This is a genomic window from Pedobacter sp. MC2016-05, assembly GCF_026239735.1.
In the GTDB taxonomy this organism is placed as follows: domain Bacteria; phylum Bacteroidota; class Bacteroidia; order Sphingobacteriales; family Sphingobacteriaceae; genus Pedobacter.
Genome location: NZ_JAPIVT010000026.1, coordinates 50,796 through 72,787, shown reverse-complemented (window position 1 = coordinate 72,787; position 21,992 = coordinate 50,796). Strand labels below are relative to the sequence as shown.

Annotated in this window: 20 protein-coding genes; 11 read left to right on the top strand and 9 right to left on the bottom strand. The window is 37.7% G+C overall.

Annotated features, from left to right (window positions below):
* Nucleotides 1-18: 18 nt before the first annotated feature.
* The 4 genes from OQZ33_RS22305 to OQZ33_RS22290 all read right to left on the bottom strand — a co-directional run bounded on the left by OQZ33_RS22305 (nt 19) and on the right by OQZ33_RS22290 (nt 6,583).
* Nucleotides 19-1,227 (bottom strand): PQQ-dependent sugar dehydrogenase, encoded by a 1,209-nt coding sequence (locus tag OQZ33_RS22305; protein WP_265801715.1) that lies wholly within the window; start codon nt 1,225-1,227, stop codon nt 19-21.
* A gap of 151 nt (nt 1,228-1,378) precedes the next feature.
* On the bottom strand, nt 1,379-1,699 hold the full coding sequence (trxA, locus tag OQZ33_RS22300; RefSeq protein ID WP_056851389.1) for a thioredoxin: 321 nt from the start codon (nt 1,697-1,699) through the stop codon (nt 1,379-1,381).
* 157 nt (nt 1,700-1,856) lie between these two features.
* Complete coding sequence (gene dnaE / locus OQZ33_RS22295) at nt 1,857-6,290, bottom strand: DNA polymerase III subunit alpha (RefSeq protein ID WP_265801714.1); 4,434 nt, start codon at nt 6,288-6,290, stop codon at nt 1,857-1,859.
* Between the two features lie 74 nt (nt 6,291-6,364).
* Complete coding sequence (locus tag OQZ33_RS22290) at nt 6,365-6,583, bottom strand: hypothetical protein (protein WP_265801713.1); 219 nt, start codon at nt 6,581-6,583, stop codon at nt 6,365-6,367.
* Between the two features lie 61 nt (nt 6,584-6,644).
* On the opposite strand from OQZ33_RS22290, the gene mdh reads away from it, so the two are divergent.
* The 8 genes from mdh (at nt 6,645) to OQZ33_RS22250 (ending at nt 12,862) form a co-directional block, all read left to right on the top strand.
* Nucleotides 6,645-7,583 (top strand): malate dehydrogenase, encoded by a 939-nt coding sequence (mdh, locus tag OQZ33_RS22285; protein WP_265801711.1) that lies wholly within the window; start codon nt 6,645-6,647, stop codon nt 7,581-7,583.
* Nucleotides 7,584-8,009 carry a retropepsin-like aspartic protease gene (locus tag OQZ33_RS22280; RefSeq protein WP_265801709.1) on the top strand — a complete coding sequence of 142 codons (426 nt, stop codon included), beginning with the start codon at nt 7,584-7,586 and terminating at the stop codon, nt 8,007-8,009.
* A gap of 5 nt (nt 8,010-8,014) precedes the next feature.
* Nucleotides 8,015-8,410, top strand: a complete 396-nt coding sequence (locus OQZ33_RS22275; protein ID WP_265801708.1) for a group III truncated hemoglobin — start codon at nt 8,015-8,017, stop codon at nt 8,408-8,410.
* Between the two features lie 56 nt (nt 8,411-8,466).
* Nucleotides 8,467-9,006: an SRPBCC family protein gene (locus OQZ33_RS22270; RefSeq protein WP_265801706.1), complete on the top strand. Its 540-nt coding sequence runs from the start codon at nt 8,467-8,469 to the stop codon at nt 9,004-9,006.
* Between the two features lie 171 nt (nt 9,007-9,177).
* Nucleotides 9,178-9,852 carry a response regulator transcription factor gene (locus OQZ33_RS22265; RefSeq protein ID WP_265801705.1) on the top strand — a complete coding sequence of 225 codons (675 nt, stop codon included), beginning with the start codon at nt 9,178-9,180 and terminating at the stop codon, nt 9,850-9,852.
* 3 nt (nt 9,853-9,855) lie between these two features.
* Complete coding sequence (locus OQZ33_RS22260; RefSeq protein WP_265801704.1) at nt 9,856-11,217, top strand: sensor histidine kinase; 1,362 nt, start codon at nt 9,856-9,858, stop codon at nt 11,215-11,217.
* Nucleotides 11,218-11,412: 195 nt separating this feature from the next.
* A complete protein-coding gene (locus tag OQZ33_RS22255; protein ID WP_265801703.1) occupies nt 11,413-11,910 on the top strand; it encodes a hypothetical protein in 498 nt (165 codons plus the stop codon).
* Nucleotides 11,911-11,935: 25 nt separating this feature from the next.
* Nucleotides 11,936-12,862 carry a bestrophin family protein gene (locus OQZ33_RS22250; RefSeq protein WP_265801702.1) on the top strand — a complete coding sequence of 309 codons (927 nt, stop codon included), beginning with the start codon at nt 11,936-11,938 and terminating at the stop codon, nt 12,860-12,862.
* Nucleotides 12,863-13,046: 184 nt separating this feature from the next.
* On the opposite strand, the gene OQZ33_RS22245 is transcribed toward OQZ33_RS22250, so the two are convergent.
* Nucleotides 13,047-14,267, bottom strand: a complete 1,221-nt coding sequence (locus tag OQZ33_RS22245; protein WP_265801700.1) for an ABC transporter permease — start codon at nt 14,265-14,267, stop codon at nt 13,047-13,049.
* 169 nt (nt 14,268-14,436) lie between these two features.
* On the opposite strand from OQZ33_RS22245, the gene OQZ33_RS22240 reads away from it, so the two are divergent.
* On the top strand, nt 14,437-15,708 hold the full coding sequence (locus OQZ33_RS22240; protein ID WP_265801698.1) for a DUF1343 domain-containing protein: 1,272 nt from the start codon (nt 14,437-14,439) through the stop codon (nt 15,706-15,708).
* A 156-nt stretch (nt 15,709-15,864) separates the two neighbouring features.
* Complete coding sequence (locus tag OQZ33_RS22235; protein WP_265801696.1) at nt 15,865-16,071, top strand: hypothetical protein; 207 nt, start codon at nt 15,865-15,867, stop codon at nt 16,069-16,071.
* A 56-nt stretch (nt 16,072-16,127) separates the two neighbouring features.
* Here OQZ33_RS22235 and OQZ33_RS22230 read toward each other — a convergent pair whose 3' ends face one another.
* Together OQZ33_RS22230 and OQZ33_RS22225 are read right to left on the bottom strand one after the other, a co-directional pair.
* Nucleotides 16,128-17,978 (bottom strand): ATP-binding protein, encoded by a 1,851-nt coding sequence (locus OQZ33_RS22230; protein ID WP_265801694.1) that lies wholly within the window; start codon nt 17,976-17,978, stop codon nt 16,128-16,130.
* A 23-nt stretch (nt 17,979-18,001) separates the two neighbouring features.
* Complete coding sequence (locus tag OQZ33_RS22225; RefSeq protein ID WP_265801692.1) at nt 18,002-19,048, bottom strand: DNA topoisomerase IB; 1,047 nt, start codon at nt 19,046-19,048, stop codon at nt 18,002-18,004.
* Between the two features lie 89 nt (nt 19,049-19,137).
* Between OQZ33_RS22225 and fmt the strand changes: the two genes are divergently transcribed.
* On the top strand, nt 19,138-20,046 hold the full coding sequence (gene fmt / locus OQZ33_RS22220; protein ID WP_265801691.1) for a methionyl-tRNA formyltransferase: 909 nt from the start codon (nt 19,138-19,140) through the stop codon (nt 20,044-20,046).
* A gap of 23 nt (nt 20,047-20,069) precedes the next feature.
* On the opposite strand, the gene OQZ33_RS22215 is transcribed toward fmt, so the two are convergent.
* Nucleotides 20,070-20,909 carry an aminotransferase class IV gene (locus OQZ33_RS22215; RefSeq protein ID WP_265801689.1) on the bottom strand — a complete coding sequence of 280 codons (840 nt, stop codon included), beginning with the start codon at nt 20,907-20,909 and terminating at the stop codon, nt 20,070-20,072.
* Between the two features lie 3 nt (nt 20,910-20,912).
* Nucleotides 20,913-21,941 carry an RluA family pseudouridine synthase gene (locus OQZ33_RS22210; RefSeq protein WP_056851406.1) on the bottom strand — a complete coding sequence of 343 codons (1,029 nt, stop codon included), beginning with the start codon at nt 21,939-21,941 and terminating at the stop codon, nt 20,913-20,915.
* Nucleotides 21,942-21,992 lie beyond the last annotated feature (51 nt).

Here is a 21,992-nt window from a genome sequence, read left to right as displayed (position 1 = left end):
TCCACCCGCCGAAACTAACTACTTTTTAGCTATCTTATATAAGTTACCATTATCAGTCACTGCGTAAAGTACTCCATCCTTTTCTACCAGATCTCTAAAGCGCTCGCCTTTACCTTCCAATAAACGCTCTTCGCCTACAACCTTATTTTCTTTGATTACTAACCGAATAATATGTGAGCCACTTAATCCGCCAACAAACAAATTCCCTTTCCACTCTGGTATTACATTGCTATTGTAAAAAGCAATCGAGCCTGGAGAAATTACAGGGTTCCAATAGTAAACCGGTTGCTCCATTCCCTCCTTTTGTTGAATGCCTTCTCCAACTGCCTTTCCACTATATTCAATACCATAAGTGATAATTGGCCAGCCATAATTCTTGCCGGGTTTAATTAAGTTTAGCTCATCGCCACCACGCGGACCGAATTCCGCTTCCCATAAATCGCCAGTTTGTGGATTGATGGCCAAACCGTCTGGATTACGAAGTCCGTAAGCATAAATTTCAGGCCTAGCATCTGCTTTGCCAGCAAAAGGTCCATTGGCTACAGCTTTACCCTCTGTTGTTAAATGAAGAATTTTGCCTAAAGAAGAATTTAAATGTTGTGCCTGAATTCTTATTTCTTTATCCGAACGTTCACCGGTGCTCACAAACATATCTCCGTTTTTATCGAAAACAATTCTCGACCCGTACTGCAATTTACCCGTATGGGCCGGTGTTGCACGATAAATTACTTTTTGATTTTCAATCTTCGTTTCATCAGCAGACAGTTTTCCTTTTGCTATTGCAAGCACAACTCCTGTAGTTTGCGGTTCTGAATACGCAAAATAGACCATTCTGTTTTTTGCAAAATTAGGATCTAGCGTAACATCCAACAAACCACCCTGACCAGAGGCATCTACCTTTGGCAGGCCTGTGATTTTCTTGCTTAATTTTCCATCAGCAGTAAGCACCACCATGGTTCCTTGCTTTTGAGTAATCAGAAATCCGCCATTGGGTAAAACCGAAATTGCCCATGGATTTTCAAGCTTTCCATTGATGATCGATATTTCTAAAGGAGTGGAAGTTTTTACGCCGGTAATACGCGTTTGCCCAGTGAAAGCTGGTTTATAATCGGCAGTTGGTTTGCCGGACTCTACAGGATTTTGGGCAGCTACATCGGTAACGCTAAAACAATTTACAGCTACTGCAGCGATGAATATACCTAATACCTTGTTGTTAATTAATTTCATGGGGATATGGATTTTTAATTTAAAGAAACGAAAATATTTTTTCATAAAAAAACCCGTATCCTTTTAAAGAACCCGGGTTTTAAATATGTTACAAGCTTAAGCTAAATGCTCAGACTGGTAATTGTCCTAGCTTAAAACTTCAGCTTTTTTCTTAAGCTAATTGCTTGTTTAATTTTTCAGCTAATACTGACTTTGGAACTGCACCAACTTGCTTGTCAACAACCTGACCGTCTTTAAAGTATAATAAAGCTGGAATATTGCGGATACCAAATTGTGTCGAAATTTGAGGGTTATTATCAACGTTCACTTTTCCAACAACTGCTTTACCATCGTATTCTTTCGCTATTTCTTCTACTACAGGACCAACCATGCGACAAGGGCCACACCATTCTGCCCAAAAATCTACTAATACGGGTTTATCTGATTTTAATACAAGCTCCTCAAAGTTTGCATCTGTGATTTCTAATGCCATAATTATTTTTTTTATGTTCAAATATAGGTATTCAATTGTAATGCCAACTATAGTGTAATGTCAATTTGACATTGTTGTGGTTTGTTTCATTTAACGCTTATTAAGAGCAAGTAAACAATCTTTCTAATCTAGATTTTTACTCTTAATCTCAAGAAACTTAGTTTAACTTATAGTTTACAACATTGAGCCCGACCAATTGTTCTAAGAACTTATTGTTAGGATTGATTTTCAAATTCTTCGAAGGCAGATCCAACATAATTTGCTTCTCGGTATCGAAAACAGCGAAGTTAAGTTGGCAGTTTTGCTGCTCTGAATTTGCCTTATTGTCTGCTAAAATGAGTTCAATTTCTCGCATCAATTCTTCATTCACACGTTCAATCGGTACTTGTATGGTTAAACTCTTAGCTAGCTTATCCCTTAATTCAGACATTAAATTGATGGCCGTTATTTTAAACTCCCAATCTCCTGCTTTACCAAAGCGTTCACCTACTCTACCTCTGATTTGTAAAAAGTAACCTTCGGTTAAAAAAGATTTGAATTTCAGAAAATCTTCTCCAAATAGCGCCATTTCGCAAGCATCCTCATAATCTTCAAATACAAATGTCCCGAAAGGTTTGCCTGTCTTTGTGATTCTTTGAGATGCCGCTACGACCAAACCACCCACACAAAGTTCACGGTTTTGAAGTTTAGCAAATTCAGCTAATACTTCTTCGTTGGTATCGCCCATCCTTACTTTATTGATGATGCTAAGCTGCCTTACGCCATGGGTACAAAACTTATCGAGTTCCAATTTATAATTATCCAGTGGATGGCCTGAAAGGAAAATCCCGATTGCATCTTTTTCATACTTCAATCGATCCATCAAAGCCCATTCAGGAGAAACCGGTAAAGTGGGCTCTAATATTAAATCGGCCTTTGAACCACCAAATAATGACCCTTGCGAAGTACTTTCGTTATTTTGGAAATCGTTAGCAAACTTGATGATTTTTTCGATCCCGTTCATTTTATCATTCGGACCTATATAAAAATACTGTGCCCGATGGCCACCAAATGCATCAAAAGCACCGCTATAAACGAAACTTTCATATGCCTTTTTATTTACAATACGGGTATTAGATCGCTTTGCGAAATCGTAAACAGAAGCATAAGGACCATTTCCCAATCGTTCTTCGATAATACTTTCTACTGCTTTCTCGCCTACTCCTTTAACCGCCGACATACCGAAACGTACCTCGCCCCTAACATTTACAGAGAACTTTAAATCAGATTCGTTAACATCGGGACCTAAAACGGTCACACCCATCTGTCTACATTCTTCCATAAAGAAAGCTACCTGTTTAATATCGCTCATATTATTGGAAAGTACCGCAGCCATATATTCTGCCGGGTAATGCGCCTTCAAATACGCCGTTTGGTAAGCAATCCAAGCGTAACAGGTAGAGTGCGATTTGTTGAACGCATAAGAGGCAAATGCTTCCCAATCTTTCCAGATTTTTTCAAGCGTTGTAGCATCATGACCTTTTTCTGCTGCCTGTTTTACAAATTTAGGCTTCATTTTATCCAAAACGTCTTTCTGCTTTTTACCCATCGCCTTCCGCAAAACGTCGGCCTCACCTTTGGTAAAACCTGCTAATTTTTGGGATAAAAGCATCACCTGCTCCTGATAAACAGTGATACCGTAAGTTTCCTTCAGGTATTCTTCGCAGGCATCTAAATCATATTGTATTTCTTCTTCGCCATTTTTCCGCCTAACAAAACTTGGAATATATTCCATCGGTCCTGGGCGATAAAGTGCATTCATGGCAATTAAATCATCAAAAACCGTAGGCTTCAGTTCCTTCATATACTTTTGCATACCCGGACTCTCATACTGGAAAATCCCAATCGTTTCACCACGCTGGAAAAGCTCATAAGTCATCACATCATCAATTGGGAACGTATCCGGATCGAGATTAATGCCATGCCTTTTCTTTACCAGTTTAACGGTATCTTTTATTAACGTAAGGGTTTTTAAACCCAAAAAGTCCATTTTTAACAGACCAGCACTTTCTACAACGGAGTTATCAAACTGGGTAACATATAAATCAGAATCCTTTGCCGTAGCTACCGGAACGAAGTTGGTGATATCGCTTGGCGTGATAATTACACCGCAGGCATGAATACCTGTATTTCTTAACGAACCCTCTAAAACCTGTGCCTGTTGAATGGTTTCTGCACTTAGGTCTTTCAAAAGCCCCATCGCTTTTAACTCCTGAACACGCTCGTATTCATCCGGACGAAGCGCATCTTTCAGTGCTTTCTCATCCAGATTGAAAATTTTTGCGAGCTTCATATTTGGAATCAGCTTCGCTATTTTATCTGCCTCGAATAAAGGCAAATCTAAAACCCGGGCAGTATCACGGATGGAAGATTTCGCTGCCATGGTGCCATAGGTAATAATTTGGGCGACCTGACTGGAGCCGTATTTATTAATTACGTATTCCATTACTCTACCACGACCCTCATCGTCAAAGTCGATATCGATATCGGGCATGGAAACACGATCCGGATTCAAGAAACGCTCAAAAAGGAGATCGTATTTAATGGGGTCGATGTTGGTAATCCAAAGGCAATAAGCTACTACAGAGCCTGCAGCTGAACCACGGCCCGGACCAACAGACACATCTCTGCGACGGGCTTCGGCAATAAAATCCTGCACAATCAAAAAGTAACCCGGGTATCCCGTTTTCTCGATGGTAGCCAGCTCAAAATCTAATCGTTCGGTAACCTCGGGTGTTAATACGCCATAGCGTTTTTTGGCTCCTTCATAGGTTAAATGCCGTAAAAATTTATTTTCCCCACGTTTTCCACCATCAGTCTCATCTTCAGCAACCAAAAATTCTTCAGGAATATCGAATTTTGGCAAGAGCACTTCACGAGCAAGCTTATAGGTTTCTATCTTATCTACAACCTCTTGTATATTCAAAATTGCTTCGGGCAAATCAGCAAAAAGCGCTTTCATTTCCTCACCCGATTTAAAATAGTATTCCTGGTTCGGCAAGCCATATCGGTAACCGCGGCCGCGACCAATTGGAGTGGCCTGCTTTTCACCATCTTTTACACAAAGGAGAATATCATGCGCATTCGCATCCTTTTTATTGATGTAATAGGTGTTATTGGTCGCAATCAGCTTCACTTCATGCTTCCGTGCCAACGCAACAAGCGAAGCATTAACGCGGTCTTCATCCTCCTGATTGTGGCGCATCACTTCAACATAGAAATCTTCGCCGAATTTTTCTTTCCACCAAACCAAAGCTTCTTCAGCCTGGTTTTCACCCATATTTAAAAGCTTATTCGAAATCTCTCCCGAAAGGTTTCCAGATAACACAATAATATCATCTTTATATTGCTCAATTACGTTTCTATCAATACGCGGAACGTAATAAAAGCCTTTTGTGTAGGCAATGGACGACATTTTGGCTAAATTGTGATAGCCTTTTTTGTTCTTCGCCAACAGCACCATTTGGTAACCATTATCCTTCACCGTTCTATTTAAGTGATCATCACAAACAAAAAACTCTACTCCAATAATTGGTGTCATTACCACTTCAGTTGGTCTTTCTCCAGCTTCAATGGCTTCTGCGTTCTTAGCTTCAGCTGCTTTATTATGATTTAAAACCGCATTTACAAAGTGAAAAGCGCCCATCATATTGGCATGATCCGTCATGGCGACAGCAGGCATTTTCTGCGATGCCGCTGCTTTTACAAGTGCTGGGATGCTAATGGTACTTTGAAGTACCGAAAATTGTGTGTGATTGTGTAAATGCACAAAAGTTGCCGCAGCAAGCTCCTGTTTATTTTCTGCAAGCTCCTGTTTAGAAACCCCGCCACCTTCAGCTTTTTGAAGGCGTTTACGAATCTCATCAGAAGCGGCCTTTAAGTTAACATGTGGAATTCCGAAGTCTGGAATGGAACCGGAATTGTATTCACGAAAACGCGGAAAATATTCTGCATCAACTAAAAGTTCTTCTTTTTTGAAGACATCTTTTTTAATTAATTCCAGAAAACAACGCGTTGTGGCTTCCACATCGGCAGTGGCGTTATGGGCTTCATTAAACGGAACGCCAAATAGGTAAGAGTGTAATTCCGTTAATGTGGGCAATTTAAATCTACCGCCTCTACCTCCCGGAAGTTTTAAAAGCTCTGCAGTTACTTCGGTACAGGTATCTAAAACAGGCATTTCTGCCATGCGGTTTTCAACGCCAAAACGGTGAAATTCACACCCCATAATGTTTACATCAAAGCCTACATTTTGACCTACAATGAATTTCGCTTTTGATAAAACAGCATTAAATTTTTCTAAAACCTCAGTTAATGATATGCCTTGCTCGGCTGCGAGTTCAGTAGAAATCCCATGAATTCGCTCCGCATCGTAAGGGATATTAAATCCCTCTGGTTTAACTAAATAATCTTGATGTTCAACCATCCTCCCCATCTCATCATGCAATTGCCAGGCAATTTGAATGCAACGCGGCCAATTATCCGTATCGGTAATTGGAGCATTGTAATTACGTGGCAAACCCGTGGTTTCAGTATCAAAAATTAAGTACATATTATTTGTAAAGAATTAGCCGTTATAGAATATGAACGGTTCATCAAAAATAGGCAATTTGACTAGCGGATTTGTCAAATTTTATCAACAAAAGAATAAAGTGTTGATGCGCGCTGTCGACCGAAATTTATAATCTCGGCTGTATGTGATGCGGGTTTGAAATCCATACCATCAATAATTAAGGAATACAAATCCCGTTCGCAACGCTCACCTAAATCGTGTTTAAACGATATCAATTTCTCAGGATTGACGAAATTAGAGCAGCAAACATAAAGTTGATAAAAGCGTTTCATAAGCTCGTATTTGTTTTTATCTTCGATAGATAATTAACAGCAAACCTTTAAAATTAAATATATGAAAGTAACGGTTGTAGGTGCGGGCGCAGTTGGCGCTACTTGTGCAGATAATATTGCCAGAAAAGAACTAGCGAATGAACTCGTTTTGTTAGATATTAAAGAAGGTTTTGCCGAAGGTAAAGCCATTGATATGATGCAAACTGCTACGCTTTTGGGCTTCGACACAAAAATTACTGGTGTAACCAACGATTATAGTAAAACAGCAGGATCTGATGTTGTTGTAATTACTTCAGGCTTACCGCGTAAACCTGGCATGACCCGTGAAGAGCTTATTGGCATCAATGCTGGAATTGTTAAAGGTGTTGCAGAGAATATTTTAAAGTTTTCTCCTGAGGCGATCATTATAGTAATTAGCAACCCAATGGATACCATGACCTATTTGGCTTTAAAATCTTTAGGCTTACCAAAAAACCGCATCATTGGTATGGGTGGAACGCTTGATAGTTCTCGCTTTAAATTCTATTTATCGCAGGCACTAGATTGCAATCCAAATGATTTGCAGGGTTTTGTTATTGGCGGCCATGGCGATACCACTATGATTCCGCTCACTCGTTTAGCTACCTATCAAAGTTTACCGGTAAGCAATTTGTTAGATAAAGCTACGCTTGATAAGGTTGCTGCTGATACGATGGTTGGCGGTGCAACTTTAACGGGACTAATCGGAACTTCTGCCTGGTATGCACCAGGTGCAGCGGGAGCAGCTTTAGTAGAAGCTATTCTTCGCGATGAAAAAAAATTATTTACCTGCTGTGTTTCTCTCGAAGGAGAATACGGACAAGAAGATATATGCCTGGGCGTCCCTGTAATTATTGGTCGCAGTGGCTGGGAGAAGATCATCGATTTTAAATTAACTGATGATGAACAAGCGGCATTCAATAAAAGTGCTGATGCGGTTAGAAACATGAACAGCGTTTTAGCTGAAATGAAAATGGTGTAAATGAGTCCAATTTCCATCCCATTAAAATTAATAAACTTACAAGACGATGGCTTCCACCTTTTGGTGGAAGTTGTTGTTTTTAAGGAAAAGCATTTTGCCGTTTTAGATACTGGTGCATCAAGAAGTGTATTCGATAAAAAATTAATTGAGCAACATCTGGCTGAAACTTTGCAAGTTTCAGAAGAGATAAATGCGGCAACATTATTTACCACAACAAGTACCATTCAGGCTACCATTCCTGAGGTTAAGATAGGAAGGCTGAGGATTAAAAACTACGAAACTGTTGCTTTTGATTTGCAGTCTGTTACTGATACCTATCAGCAATTCGGCCACCCACCAATTATCGGAATTATTGGTGGTGATATTTTAATGCAATATAAAGCGGTTATCAATTACGAAAAATCGGCACTTAGACTTTACAAATAATCCCAGTGAAAAAAGATATTATTAATCGAAATGATATTGTATTATTAGTGGATTCATTTTACCAAAAAGTTCAGCAAAATGAGCGCATTGGTCCGATATTTAACCAGGTAGTGCAAGTAGATTGGGGCCATCACCTCCCGAAAATGTACGACTTTTGGGAAAGCATCTTATTCGGAAAAGCAATATACAAGGGAAATCCAATGCTCACCCATTTCGATATTAACAAAAAAGCAGCTTTAAAAAACGAAGAATTTGACACCTGGAAAAACATCTTTTTTAATACCGTTGATGAATTATTCGACGGAGAAAACGCTACGGTAATTAAGCAAAAAGCACAATCTATAGCAGATTTAATGCACTTTAAGTTAAATTCACCAAAACCCAAAATCAATATCGTTTAGTATTGTTTCATTTTTGATGGTTTCTTACTAAATTTAGATAACCAAATAAATTAAACATGAAATTTTTAAAAGTACTGCTAGGCATCATTGTCGTATTAGCAATCATTATTGTAGTTGGCGGTTTACTTCTGCCAAAGAACTACTCAGTCTCCAGGTCGACAGTAATTAATGCACCAGACAGCATTATTTATAAAAATATCGCTGATTTTAAGGAATTCTACAAATGGAATCCATGGGCAAAAATGGAGCCGAGCGCTCAGGTATCATTTACAGGAACGCCAAACAATCCAGGTCATCAATACAACTGGAAAGGCAAAGAAACCGGCGCTGGTTATATGAAAATCACTTCAGTAAATCTCAATAAAAACGTCAATATCGATTTAATGTTTATTGAGCCTTTTGAAAGCTTGGCTGATACAAAATTTGATATTACGCCAGAAGGAACAGCTAACAAAGTAACCTGGACAATGAGCGGAGAAAACAACATCATTAGCAAATGGATGTGTTTAGTAATGGGTGGAATGGATAAAATGATCGGTAAAGATTTTGAAAGCGGATTAGCAAGCCTGAAAGGAAAATCAGAGAAAGGGAATTAATATCATTTACTTCTTTGCAAAGCTTCTTAACTTTACGCTTAAGGGGCTTTGTTTTTGGTTATTTTTTGACAAACAAACATTTATGCCGTTATTGCGTTTAAAAATCAATAATCTTAAAATTTACGACCAGTAGATTTTCTTATTTCCTTATTTTAGATTATTAACCAACGAATGAATATATTATTAGTAGAAGACGAGCCAAACGTGGTTTCTGTAATTTCGAGAGGTTTAAGTGATGAAGGTTTTACGGTGAGTGTAGCGCCCGACGGATTGATCGGAAAGCAGCTTGCAGCAAACAATCAATTCGATTTAATCATACTTGACATCATGCTTCCAGGCATAAATGGATTGGAGCTTTGCAAAATCATTAAATCAGAAACGCCAAACGTTCCTGTTATTATGCTCACCGCTTTAGGCACTACAGAAAATGTGGTTAATGGTTTAGATAACGGTGCTGATGATTACCTCATAAAGCCATTTAAATTTGCTGAGCTTTTTGCCCGTATTCGAATGCTGCTTCGTAGATATAATGGTGCTGCTAATTTGGATCAGATTATTAACATTGCAGATCTGCAGATTAATCTGACTGCAAAAACGGTTAAGCGCAATCATCAAGAAATCATATTAACGGCTACGGAATACCGTCTATTGGAGTTTATGGCTAAAAATAAATCTAAAATTTTATCCCGAATAGACATTTTGGAAAGCGTTTGGGATATTGATTTTAATTTGGGCACCAACGTGGTTGATGTATATGTAAACTACCTCCGTAAAAAAATAGATAAGCATGCTGATCAAAAACTGATTCATACAGCGGTAGGTTTAGGCTATGTTTTAAAAGGTTAAAAAATGAATATTGCCAAAAAAATCACCTTATTATTTGCCATACTTTCAGCAGTAATTATTTCATTATTAAGTGGATTTGTTTGGTATTTTTCTAATGAGTTTGCTTTTGAAGATTTTTATAAACGTTTAGAAGCCAGGGTAAATATTTCTGCGCAAATCAAGCTTTATGAAGATGCCAATAACCCTGCCTACGCCAAAATGCGCAACCGGTATCTGGAACGTTTACCATCGGAAAAAGCATTCATTTTCGAAGCTAAAGACATCAGTAAACATCGAATTGACAGTGTTTTGCCACAAAGCTTTTATAAGAAAATAAATGCGGGCTCTATGTCGCGTTACCGTTCAGAAAATCACTTTTATGCAGGCAAAGCCTTCAAAATAAACAATAAAGATTATCTGGTTATTGTTTCTGCAAATGATCCGGTGGGTTTTAGGGAACTTAAAGATCTTCAGCGGATCCTTATTATTGGATTTTTTCTTTCTGTTCTACTCTCATTTGTGGTTGGATGGAAATTTTCTAATTATATGTTGATGCCTTTGCGGAACATCATAAAAAGTGTTAAAAAGATAAAAGCAGAAAACCTGCATATGCGGTTAGAGGTTAAAAGCGGTAGTGATGAGATGTCACAATTGGCGCAAACATTTAACAACATGCTAAACCGGTTAGAGACCGCCTTTGAAACGCAGAATAATTTTATCAGTAATGCTTCCCACGAACTTCGAACACCATTAACAGTAATTAGTGGAGAGGTAGAACTGGCCATGAGGGCTAATACCGACCCACAGAAGCAGCAGTTAGCTTTAGAAAAAATTAAAGGTGAGGCCGAAAGATTGGAACATATTTTAACCAGTTTGTTAGGTCTTGCACAATCTGGCTTTAATGGAAAAAACCAACCTTGGGAACTGGTTAGGATGGATGAGTTGCTCTGGGAAATCAAGGCTTCGGTAAATCAGGTTCATCCAGAAAGTAAAATAGAAATAGACTTTTCTAAACTTCCTGATGACGATGAATTATTGAGTTTGAAAATCAATAAAAACCTGATTAAACTTGCCCTCACCAATATTGTAAGCAATGCATGTAAATATTCGAACGATAAATTGGTAAACGTTGCCATCGAAACAAGTGCTAATTCGCTTTCAATCGCAGTTACCGACCAGGGTATTGGAATTCCTCAAACAGATATTCAACATATTTTTGAACCATTTTACAGGGCTTCAAACACAAATGATTTTAAAGGGTACGGAATAGGGCTACCTCTATCATTGAACATCATTAGATTACATCGCGGCAGCATTGCTATTAAATCGCAGGAAGGAATAGGAACAGAAATTAAAGTTTTACTGCCGCTTACCAGTATTTACTAAGTTATTGGTTGAATTTCTTTCTGAAATTCCTTAAAATTTCTAATTTTGTATATAAATCTTTGAAAATCGCAATTTCTACAACCTGCATCTCTAGATTTTATAAATTCTAATTCCGTTCTAATCTCATTCTTATTTCGCTGTAATCTTATCGCTGTAAACTTGTATAAATATTTATTCATTTAACAAGATAAAGCCATGAAAACAGTATTAGTACCAACAGATTTCAATTTAGAGAGTACAAAAATCATTGATGGTTTAACGCAGACTCAACCCAACGAAACCTTTAATATAATTTTTGTCCACGCATTTAAGTTATCAGATTCTATTACTGATATGCTAATGTTAAGCCGAAGAAGCAGAGATTACGAAAACATTAGCGACGAGTTTTACCAGACTTTGAATAATTACAAAGCGAAGTTTGCTAATCAGATAGATACCATTAGCATAGAGTATTTCTATGGCAGCACCGTGGTTGCTTTCAAAAATTTCATCGAAGCTTTTGATATAGACTTTATTGCCTATCCTAAAGATTATAACTTTAAGCAAATCAACAAATATAGTATCGATCCAAAAGTACTAACCGCTCGTTGTGGCCGCGAAGTGTTGGAATTAAATATCATGACGCTTCATAATCAAGAAAATTTAATTGAAACTAAAATTCATGAAAACGAATTAAAAGCGGCAAACGCTTAATTATTAACGAAACAAACTTAAGACCATGCTGTTACGAAATAATATTCCCCTCACCTATATATTTGGAAAGATTAAAAAAGAATTGCTTTTTGTAATTGCTTATTCAGTTGGAATCGTCATTCTTTATCAAAACTTTCATGTTACCCGAATCTCAATTCCCATTACAGTGCCAGCTTTGCTGGGTACAATTATTTCTCTTTTGCTAGCGTTCAGGTCGAACCAAGCTTATGATAGATGGTGGGAAGCCAGGATTTTATGGGGTGCCATTGTTAACGATTCCCGATCACTTTCCAGACAGATTCTTTCTTTTGTAGAAAACCCATATGGTTCTGATGAGATTGAAAAATTCAAAGAGAAATTCATCAAAAGGCAAATTGCCTGGACTTATGCACTAAGTCAGGCTTTAAGAGGCTTTAATCCACGCAAAGGCTTAGAACAATATTTATCTGCTGATGAAATGGAGTTCATTAAAAGACGTAAAAATGTTACTGCCACCTTGTTGGAATTACATGCGATGGATTTAAAGGAAGCTTTGAATAAAGGCTGGATTAACAAATATCAACAAATTGAAATCGACAAAACTCTTACCTCTTTGTGTAACCATATGGGAGGCTGTGAACGGATTAAAAACACCGTTTTTCCGGTAACTTATAGCAAGTATATTAATATGTCGATTCATTTATTCATCGTTTTATTGCCGTTTGGTTTGATTGAATATTTCGGTTACATGGAAGTTCCCTTGGTTGTTGCAATTGCTGCGTTTTTCCTTTTGGTAGAGAAAATGGCTGTTCATCTGCAAGATCCGTTCGAAAACAAGCCAACCGATACGCCGACCACTACTATTTGTAGAACAATTGAGCGTGATCTTTGCCAAATGATCGATGATAACAAGATACTGGAAGATAAGCCACAAACTGAATTGGCTCAGGTAGGCTCATATTACATCTTATAAAATCTTAATTCTTAGTTCTGTTCCAGGTTTGGAATAGGTTAGTTAAAAACGATAGGTCTTTTCCCTGGATGGGGAAAAGCCTATTTATTTTTGTTCCCAGCTATAACACCTACACAATCAAAGCTTTTTCCTCTAGTGAGGAATAAACCTAAGCGCATATCTAGGTTTAAAAACCTCTTTTAATTTATTTGAACCTAATCGCTTTTAATGGCGAAACTTTGCTGATAAGCAGAGAGGGAATAGTTAATACGATTAAACAGACCAATACGGTTAAAACGTTCAAACCTAATACATCTAAAAAATGAAATTCTATTGGTGCATAAGCCAAAAAATACGATGATTGGTTCAGTTTAAAAATATGTGTTGCCTGTTGAAAGAACCCTAAGCCGAGGCCTAAAATATTTCCAAGCAGTAAGCCGATCCCAATAAGGTAGGCGGCATTATACAGGAAAATTCTCATAATGCTCCAGTTGCTTGCCCCGAATGACTTAAGCATTCCAATCATATTTGTACGCTCCAAAATCATAATTAACAATGCAGTAACCATATTAATTACACCTACAATCAGCATCAGGATTAATAAAACCCTTGTGTTTACATCCAGTAAGCCCAACCAGGTAAATATATTTGGAAAATTTTCGATAATGGAAAACGAACGCAGAGTTTGCGGTAAACTTTCAAAAATATCTGCCGAAACTTTATTAATAGCTTTAAAGTTTTTAATCCGGATTTCGATCCCACCAATTTGATCTGGCTTCCAGTTGTTTAAGCGTTTAATGATATTTAAGTTCCCAAGCACAAAGCTTTTGTCGATATCTTCCACCCCAATATCATAAATCCCCACAATTTTAAATTTACGTGGGCGCAACTGGTTTTGAACAAAATACATGATGAAATCGTCTCCAGTTTTAAGCTTCAAGCGATTGGCTGTATAATTAGAAACCAGCAATTCTTGCATGGCAGCAGTGCTATCCGAAAAATCGATAATAGTTCCGCTTATAATGTGCTGTTTAATATAATCCCAGTTGTAGGTTTTGTCGACACCCTTAAAATTTATGCCTTCAATTTCATCATTAGCCGATAAAATGGCCGGTTTGGTAGCAAAGGGATAGAAATATTCTACATCTGGATTGTTGATTAGCTTCTTTCTGGTTTCGCTATCCAGCACAAATGGAGAATGTTCAAAAGAGTTGTTTAAATCATAACGGGTAATTTGAACGTCGCCCAGATAGCCCCGGACTTTATCTTGAATTTCGGTTTTAAAGCCTTTAATAATGGCGATAGTCAGAATCATTACGGCAAGGCTAAGCATTACACCTGCAATGGCGATGCGGACGATGAGTTTGGAAAATGGTCGCTCAGATTTAATAGCGATACGGCCGGCTATAAAGTATTCGAAATTCAATTTGATTATTTTGTAACAGCAAAAATGCTTAAATCCTTTTTAAAAATGGTATATATTTGGAATATATTGGTCAACTTTAAACAACAAGATCCAAATAACAATAATCAAATAAGTTGCTAAATTGTTTTGTTGATTAACATCCAAAACCAAATCGTAAAATTTATCCCAAATGAAAAAATACATCAGTTTTGCACTAACCTCACTAATTGCCCTTTCTGCTTGTGGGCAGGGACCAAAAACTTTAGAGCAAGAAGTTGGAAAAGGCGTTCCAAGTAAAAAAACAGTTATTAGAAAAATTAATACTCCTGTAGAAACAACTATTAGAACTGGAGCGGAACAAACCGAAAAATACTTGCCGCTTTTAAAAGGAAAACGTGTAGGGATGGTTGTTAACCCGACATCAATTATCGGTACACAAACATCGGTTGATAGCTTATTGAAACTCGGTGTTAAAATTCAAAAAATATTTGGCCCGGAGCATGGTTTTAGAGGCGATGCAAGTGCTGGGGTCAAAATAGATGATGCCGTTGATGCCAAAACCGGAATTAAAGCTGTTTCACTTTACGGTAAGCACAGTACCCCAACTACAGAAGACTTGGCTGATATTGACGTGATGATATTTGATATTCAGGATGTTGGAGTACGTTTTTACACCTACATTAACACTTTACAACATGTTATGGAAGCTTGTGCTAACAATAAAAAAGAGCTCTTGATATTGGATCGTCCAAATCCTAATGGTTATTTAATTGATGGCCCACTACTTGATCCTAAATTTAAATCTGGTATCGGTATTCAACCTATTCCAATTGCACACGGACTAACTGTCGGCGAATATGCCCAAATGCTTAACGGCGAAGGGTGGCTAAAAGATAAGGTAAAATGCAAAATCACAGTAATTAAAAATGCAAATTACAACCATGATATGGAATACGTGTTGCCAGTTAAACCATCCCCTAATTTAAATACTGCGCAATCTATACTGCTATATCCATCTACCTGTTTATTCGAAGGAACATATTTAAACCACGGTCGTGGTACAATGTTTCCATTTACCATTGTTGGTGCACCTTACCTGAAAGGGAAATTCGATTTCAGTTTTACACCAAAAAGTATCAAAGGCATGTCAGAAACGCCATTGTTTCAAGATCAGGTTTGCTACGGTTTGGATTTAAGGAAATATGATACTGCTGAACTCCGCAAAACAAAACAGGTTAATATTTCCTGGTTGATTGAATTATATAATGCGTCGCCGAAGAAAGAAGATTTTTTTAACAACAAGCTGAGTAAAGAAATGGGAACGATTGAAAAACTAGTAGGCGTTGGCGATTTTAGGCAACAAGTAATTGATGGAAAAAGCGAACAAGAAATTAGAGCAAGTTGGGAGCCGGGATTGAGTGCCTACAAAAAAATGAGATTAAAATACTTGCTTTATAAATAATGTGGGAATGAGTGAAGATGGAATGAGTGAGTGAGTGAATGAATGAGCGATTCAGTGAACAGAACCAATAATTGAAACAATACTGCTGAAAACGTTGTTTTAAAAAGAGATAATGGCATTCATCATAGTCTAACACAAAAATCAATTATTTACATTATGAGCGGTCCAAAAGAAGAAAATAATAATCCAGGAAGTAATTATCAGGAAGAAGTACCTAAAGGCAGGGAGCCGGAAGATCATAAAACGGTGAGAAAACCGAATGACAGCTTGCCAAATAAACCGCCAAAAACAGAAAATCCAGCTAAGCAGCGGGAAAATGAAGAACAGCCGGTAAACCCAATTAAAAAGGCACCCAAAGAATAATTTAAATAGATTTATATGAAAGCCAATTTTTTTGAACTTGGCTTTCATTTTAACAACTACTTTACTTTCAAAGAGAAATAGAAAGTCGACCCTTCCCCTTCTTCACTTTCAACCCATATTCTGCCACCTTCATTTTTGACAATTTCTGAAGAGATGTATAGCCCGAGCCCCAAGCCTGGGTAAGTATGTTGAAGATTTCCACCTACGCGGTAAAACTGATCAAAAACCAAATGTTGTAAGTCTCTTGAAATCCCAATTCCGTAATCTCGAACACTCAAAATTACTTCATCATCATACAAATAACTCGCTACAAAAATACTTTCGGCATCATTGGAATATTTAATTGCGTTTGAAAGAAAATTAACAATTACCTGCCCTATTCGCTCCTTATCGGCATAAACTGAAGCGTTGCTATTCACATCTAATTCAATCCGATGCTGTGAGGTAGTATGCTGTATTTCATCGACCATTTCATTTACCAACGCATCAAACTTAAAATCAACGGGGTTGAAGGTCATCTTTCCAGATTGAATTTTAGTAACGTCGAGCAAATCGCCAATCAATCCAGTTAACCTGTTAAGTTGTATGTCCATCTTATGGACCATATTGGCTTTCTTTTCATCGCCTTCTTTGCGAATCATCTTTTCCAACACTTGTGTGTAAGCCTTAATACTGGTTACAGGCGTCTTCAATTCGTGACTGGCAATGCCTAAAAACTCATCTTTCTGTTTTTGAAGCTGAACCAGCTTGGTAACATCAGTAGCGCCATGCAAAATGGCGTAAACTTTTCCTTCGGCATTGCGCAAAGGCTTGTAGGTAAAGTTAAACCACTGCGGCTTCATCTCTCCATCTACAGGCAAAAAAGCCATCTGCTGATCTGCATGGTAAGGTACACCAGTGCGATAGACCTCTTTCAATAAGTTGATAAAAGGTTGGCCTTTAAGTTCTGGAATTGCCTCTTCAAACGGCAAACCAATAATGCTTTTATCTTTGCCCCAAAACTTGAGCATTTCTTCATTTACGATAGATACGATAATATCTTCTGTTTCATAATAAGCTGTGGCCATGGGAGTATCAAGCACCAAATTTTTAAAGCGTCGCTCACTTTCTTCAAAAGCCAGACGAGATTTTACCTGGATGCTTACGTCATTAGCAACCACCATTACCCCTGTTATATTGTTATCTTTATCACGAATGGGATCATAAACAAAGTTGAAATAGCAATCTTCTAGTAAACCATTGAATTCCAGTTTTGCATAAGTTTCATAACCATAATGTGCTACGCCGTTTTGATAAACATCCTGCAATAATTTAGGAAAAGGCTGATTTTTGATTTCAGGTAAGGCATCGATTATTTTTTGCCCCAAGATACTTTTGTCTTTGCCCCAAATTTTAAGAAGCTCATCATTCGCATCTTCAACTACAAAATCATTACCTCGAAGTATCCCAATGGCAACCGGTGCATCGTAAATCATTTGCCTAAAAAGCTCTTCACTTTCTTTACACTTCAACTTAGCGTTTACCAATTCTGTAACATCTGTAGCATTATTTAATATTGCCCAAACTTTACCATTTTCGTCTTTAAAAGGTTTGTAAATAAAATCAAAGTAAAACGTTTGAAGAATACCATTATTAATTAATTCAACTTTATCCTCCTTTGCTTCGTAGGCAATACCGGTTTCAAAAACATTTTTTAATATCTGGATAAATGGCTGACCATTTAATTCAGGCAAAGCAACTTCTAAAGGCATTCCAATTACAGATTCATCTTTTCCCCAAGCTTTCAAAATCGCTTTATTGGCAATCTCGATGATGAGTTGTTCGCCTACGTACAAACCAATAGGCATCGCCGATTCTTCAGTTATGATAGAAAATAAAGAAGCTTTGTCTTGTAAATTTATTCGCATACTGTTAAACAAAAATGATCAATCTACTTACTACCTGTCGCTTTTAAAAAAGATAGAAGCACTTTTTCGTCATGCTCTAAACCTACTTTTCCGATGGCTCTGTGGTTATTCATTTTCTTCAGATACTTTTCAAGTTCATCGTTCTCATAAGCAGTAATCAAAATGGGATACACGTAAGAACTTTTACAAACGGCACGGGTATTGCCCAATTTTTTAGCCACACAATCTAAAACACTAACTACCGTTTTCTTGGTATTAAGTTCCCAGTCTTTATCTGCCGCACATTTAGAAAACTGGCGTAAGGCTTCAAGCGTTCCACCCCAGGTTCTAAAATCCTTTGCAGTAAAATCATTACCTGTTATTTCTTTAATGTAATTGTTGATTTTTCCCGAGTCGATCCCTCTATGCTCCTTACCATTTGTATAATATTGGAATAAGTCCTGTCCGGGAATATCGCGACATTTCTTTACAAGCTTAGCCAGGCTTCTGTCGTTGAGTACCACGTTTTGCTTAACTCCTTTTTTACCAATAAAATCGATATGAATCTTACTTCCATTTATTTTAACATGCTTGTCTCTCAATGTCGTGAGTCCGAAAGAGCCATAAAGTTGCTTATAACTTTCATTGCCAACCCGAATTAAAGTTTTTTGAAGAACATCAACAGAAATTGCAAGCACTTTCCGCTCATCCAATTCTTTCCGTTTTAAATCCTTAGCCAGTTTTTTTCTTGCTTCGGGTAAGGCTTTACCGAACTCATATAATCTAAAATATTTATCATCAGATCGACGGCTTGTCCACTTTGGATGGTATTTATACTGTTTTCTCCCCGCAGCGTCAATTCCCGTAACTTGTAGATAAGCATTTGGCTTGTTGGCTATCCACACTTTTTGCCAGGCTGGCGGAATAACCAAAGATTTGATTCGGTCGAGATGTTTTTCATCCTTTATTTGTTGGCCATCTTTGTCTTCATAATGAAATTTACCGGGTTTACCTTTACGATAAATACCAGGCATGGAATCGGTTACGTAGACCAATCCGCTAGCTTTAACCACATCTTTCCCTTGTACCATTTTAACCTATAAGGATGATTTATTTTTAGTTATTTTGCAAAAAACTTAATGTAAATATTTACGTTGATTTAGAAACACAACACTTTCATATGAAAATAGTTTTTATGGGTACGCCCGATTTTGCAGTGGCTTCGTTGGATGCTTTAGTTAAAGCCGATTTTGATATTGTAGCAGTCATAACTGCTCCTGACAAACCAGCTGGCCGCGGACAAAAACTAAATGAAAGTGCAGTAAAAAAATATGCCGTTGAGCACAACATTCCGGTTTTACAGCCCGAAAAATTAAAAAACCCCGAGTTTTTAGAGCAACTAAAATCATTTGATGCAGATTTACAAGTGGTTGTAGCTTTTAGGATGTTACCCGAGGTGGTGTGGAACATGCCAAAGAAGGGAACTATAAATCTGCATGGCTCGCTTCTGCCACAATATCGGGGGGCTGCTCCAATTAACCACGCTATTATTAATGGGGAAAAGGAAAGCGGAGTAACCACTTTTTTCTTAACCCATGAAATTGATACGGGCGATATTATTCAAAGCTCCACTACCCAAATAGCTGATGATGAAACTGCCGGTGAACTGCATGATAAACTAATGCAGATTGGCGCAGAGCTATTGGTTAAAACGGTTAAAGCGATTAAGGAGGATAATTACCAGGAACAGCCTCAACCACAGAGCGAGGTATTGAAACATGCGCCAAAAATTTTTAAGGAAGATTGCAAAATAGATTGGAATCAGCCTGCACAACAGGTCTATAATCTCGTTCGCGGCCTGAGCCCTTATCCAACAGCATTCACATTTTTAAATGATAAAACCCTAAAAGTCTTTAAAGCGGAACTGGAAAGTAAAGAGCCAGGAATTGCAGCAGGTGGCTTTTTAACGGACGGAAAGACTTACCTGAAATTTGCTGCGAAAGACGGCTTTATCAAACTGATTGATATTCAATATGAAGGTAAAAAACGAATGTTAATTGAAGATTTTCTCCGAGGAATGAGGTTGTAATTCTTATTAGTAATAATTCAATTTTAAAGACTATTCAGCTTATCAATTAAAAACTTCGAAACCTCGTTAAAATAACGTTTCCTGCCGTAGCCCATTACCCATTGAATACCTTGAGCTGCGTTAGTGATGAAAACTTCTTCCGCTTCTTTCAAAATTTCAGGGTTTATTTGGGCCTCAGTCAGAGTTAGATCATTCATTCTACATAACTGCATTACAGCGCTACGCATTACTCCGCTAATACAACCTTCGGTTAAAGCTGGTGTGTAAATCTGATCGTTATAAACAATGAATACATTTGCACTAATGCTTTCGCACAAAAACCCATTCTGATTTAAAATCATGGCTTCATCCAAACGGTTTTGGCTCTTGAAAATTCCCGCCATCACATAAGGCAATGCGTTGGATGTTTTGAAGTTTGACAGCTTGTTTATTGGCTTCGTAATTTCGTCGTAGACATCAATAATTAACCCTTTACTATTCAGTTCGTATCGACTGCTTTGCAGCGGTATGCCTTCCAAAACATATCCAGCCTTATTAATTTCGGGTGTGTAAACTCCAGCTCCCTGACGATAAACAGATAATCGGAACCGAACATTACCATTCCATCTATTCTTTTTAGCTAGATCGGCTGTTTTTTGGCGAAGAAAATAATCGTCCATCAAAGCATGTCCATCCATTTTCAGTGCCTTCATTCCGCCAACTAAACGGTCTGCATGAAAATCTGCAAACTGCAATTTATTGTCAATCATCCGCATGCTTTCAAAAAGCCCATCGCCAAATTTGAAACTTCTGTTAGAAGCTGTCAGGATGGGAACATCAACCGCATGAAATTCATCGTTAAAAAGAAGGTACTGTTGAGACATATTTTATGATACAGCAATATAATTTTCCCATTTATTTAATGCAGCTTTAAAATCGCTAGGTAGAGGTGATTCAAAATGCATATATTCTTTTGTTGTTGGATGAATAAAACCTAAACTTTGTGCATGTAAAGCCTGCCTGGGTAGCAACTCAAAACAGTTGTCTACAAATTGCTTGTATTTATTAAACGTAGTTCCTTTCAAAATCTTATCGCCTCCATACATTGCATCGCTAAATAGCGGATGTCCGATGTGCTGCATGTGAGCTCTAATTTGATGGGTACGACCAGTTTCTAATTCGCAACTGATGAGCGTAACATAGCCTAAACGCTTCAAAACTTTATAATGCGTTACCGACCATTTACCTTTTGCTTCCTCATCGTAAATGTCCATCACCCGTCTGTCTTTCACACTTCTACCGATGTAACCGGTAACCGTTCCATCATTTTCTATATCGCCCCACACTAAGGCAATGTATTTTCTGGTTATGCTGTGATCAAAAAACTGCCTTGCTAAATGCGTAATCGATTTCTCGTTTTTACTGATAAGAAGCAGTCCCGAGGTGTCTTTATCAATTCGATGGACCAGCCCAGGTCTTCCGTCGTTGCCTGGTAGTTGAGGCAATTGTTCAAAATGGAAAGCAAGTGCGTTTACTAAAGTTCCTGTATAATTATTAAAACCAGGATGAACAACCATTCCGGCCACTTTGTTGACGACCAACAAATCGCTATCCTCATAGATAATATCAAGTGGAATATCTTCAGGATAAACTTCAGTGTCGCGAGGAGGATGAGGTAGAACAATCGAAATTTCATCAAAAGGCTTCACCTTATAGCTTGCCTTTATCTGCTTTTGATTAACCAAAACATTGCCCGCATCAATTGCATTTTGAATCCGATTCCGAGAAGCATTCTCTACACGAACCATTAAAAATTTATCAATGCGCAACAAAGACTGCCCTTTGTCTACAATGATTTTTAAATGTTCATATAATTCCTGCTCTTCCGATTCCTGCAATTCTACCTCATTTTCCATGGTGCAAAAATAGGTTTTTGAGCCCAAGATTTTTTACCGTAATTAAGTTTT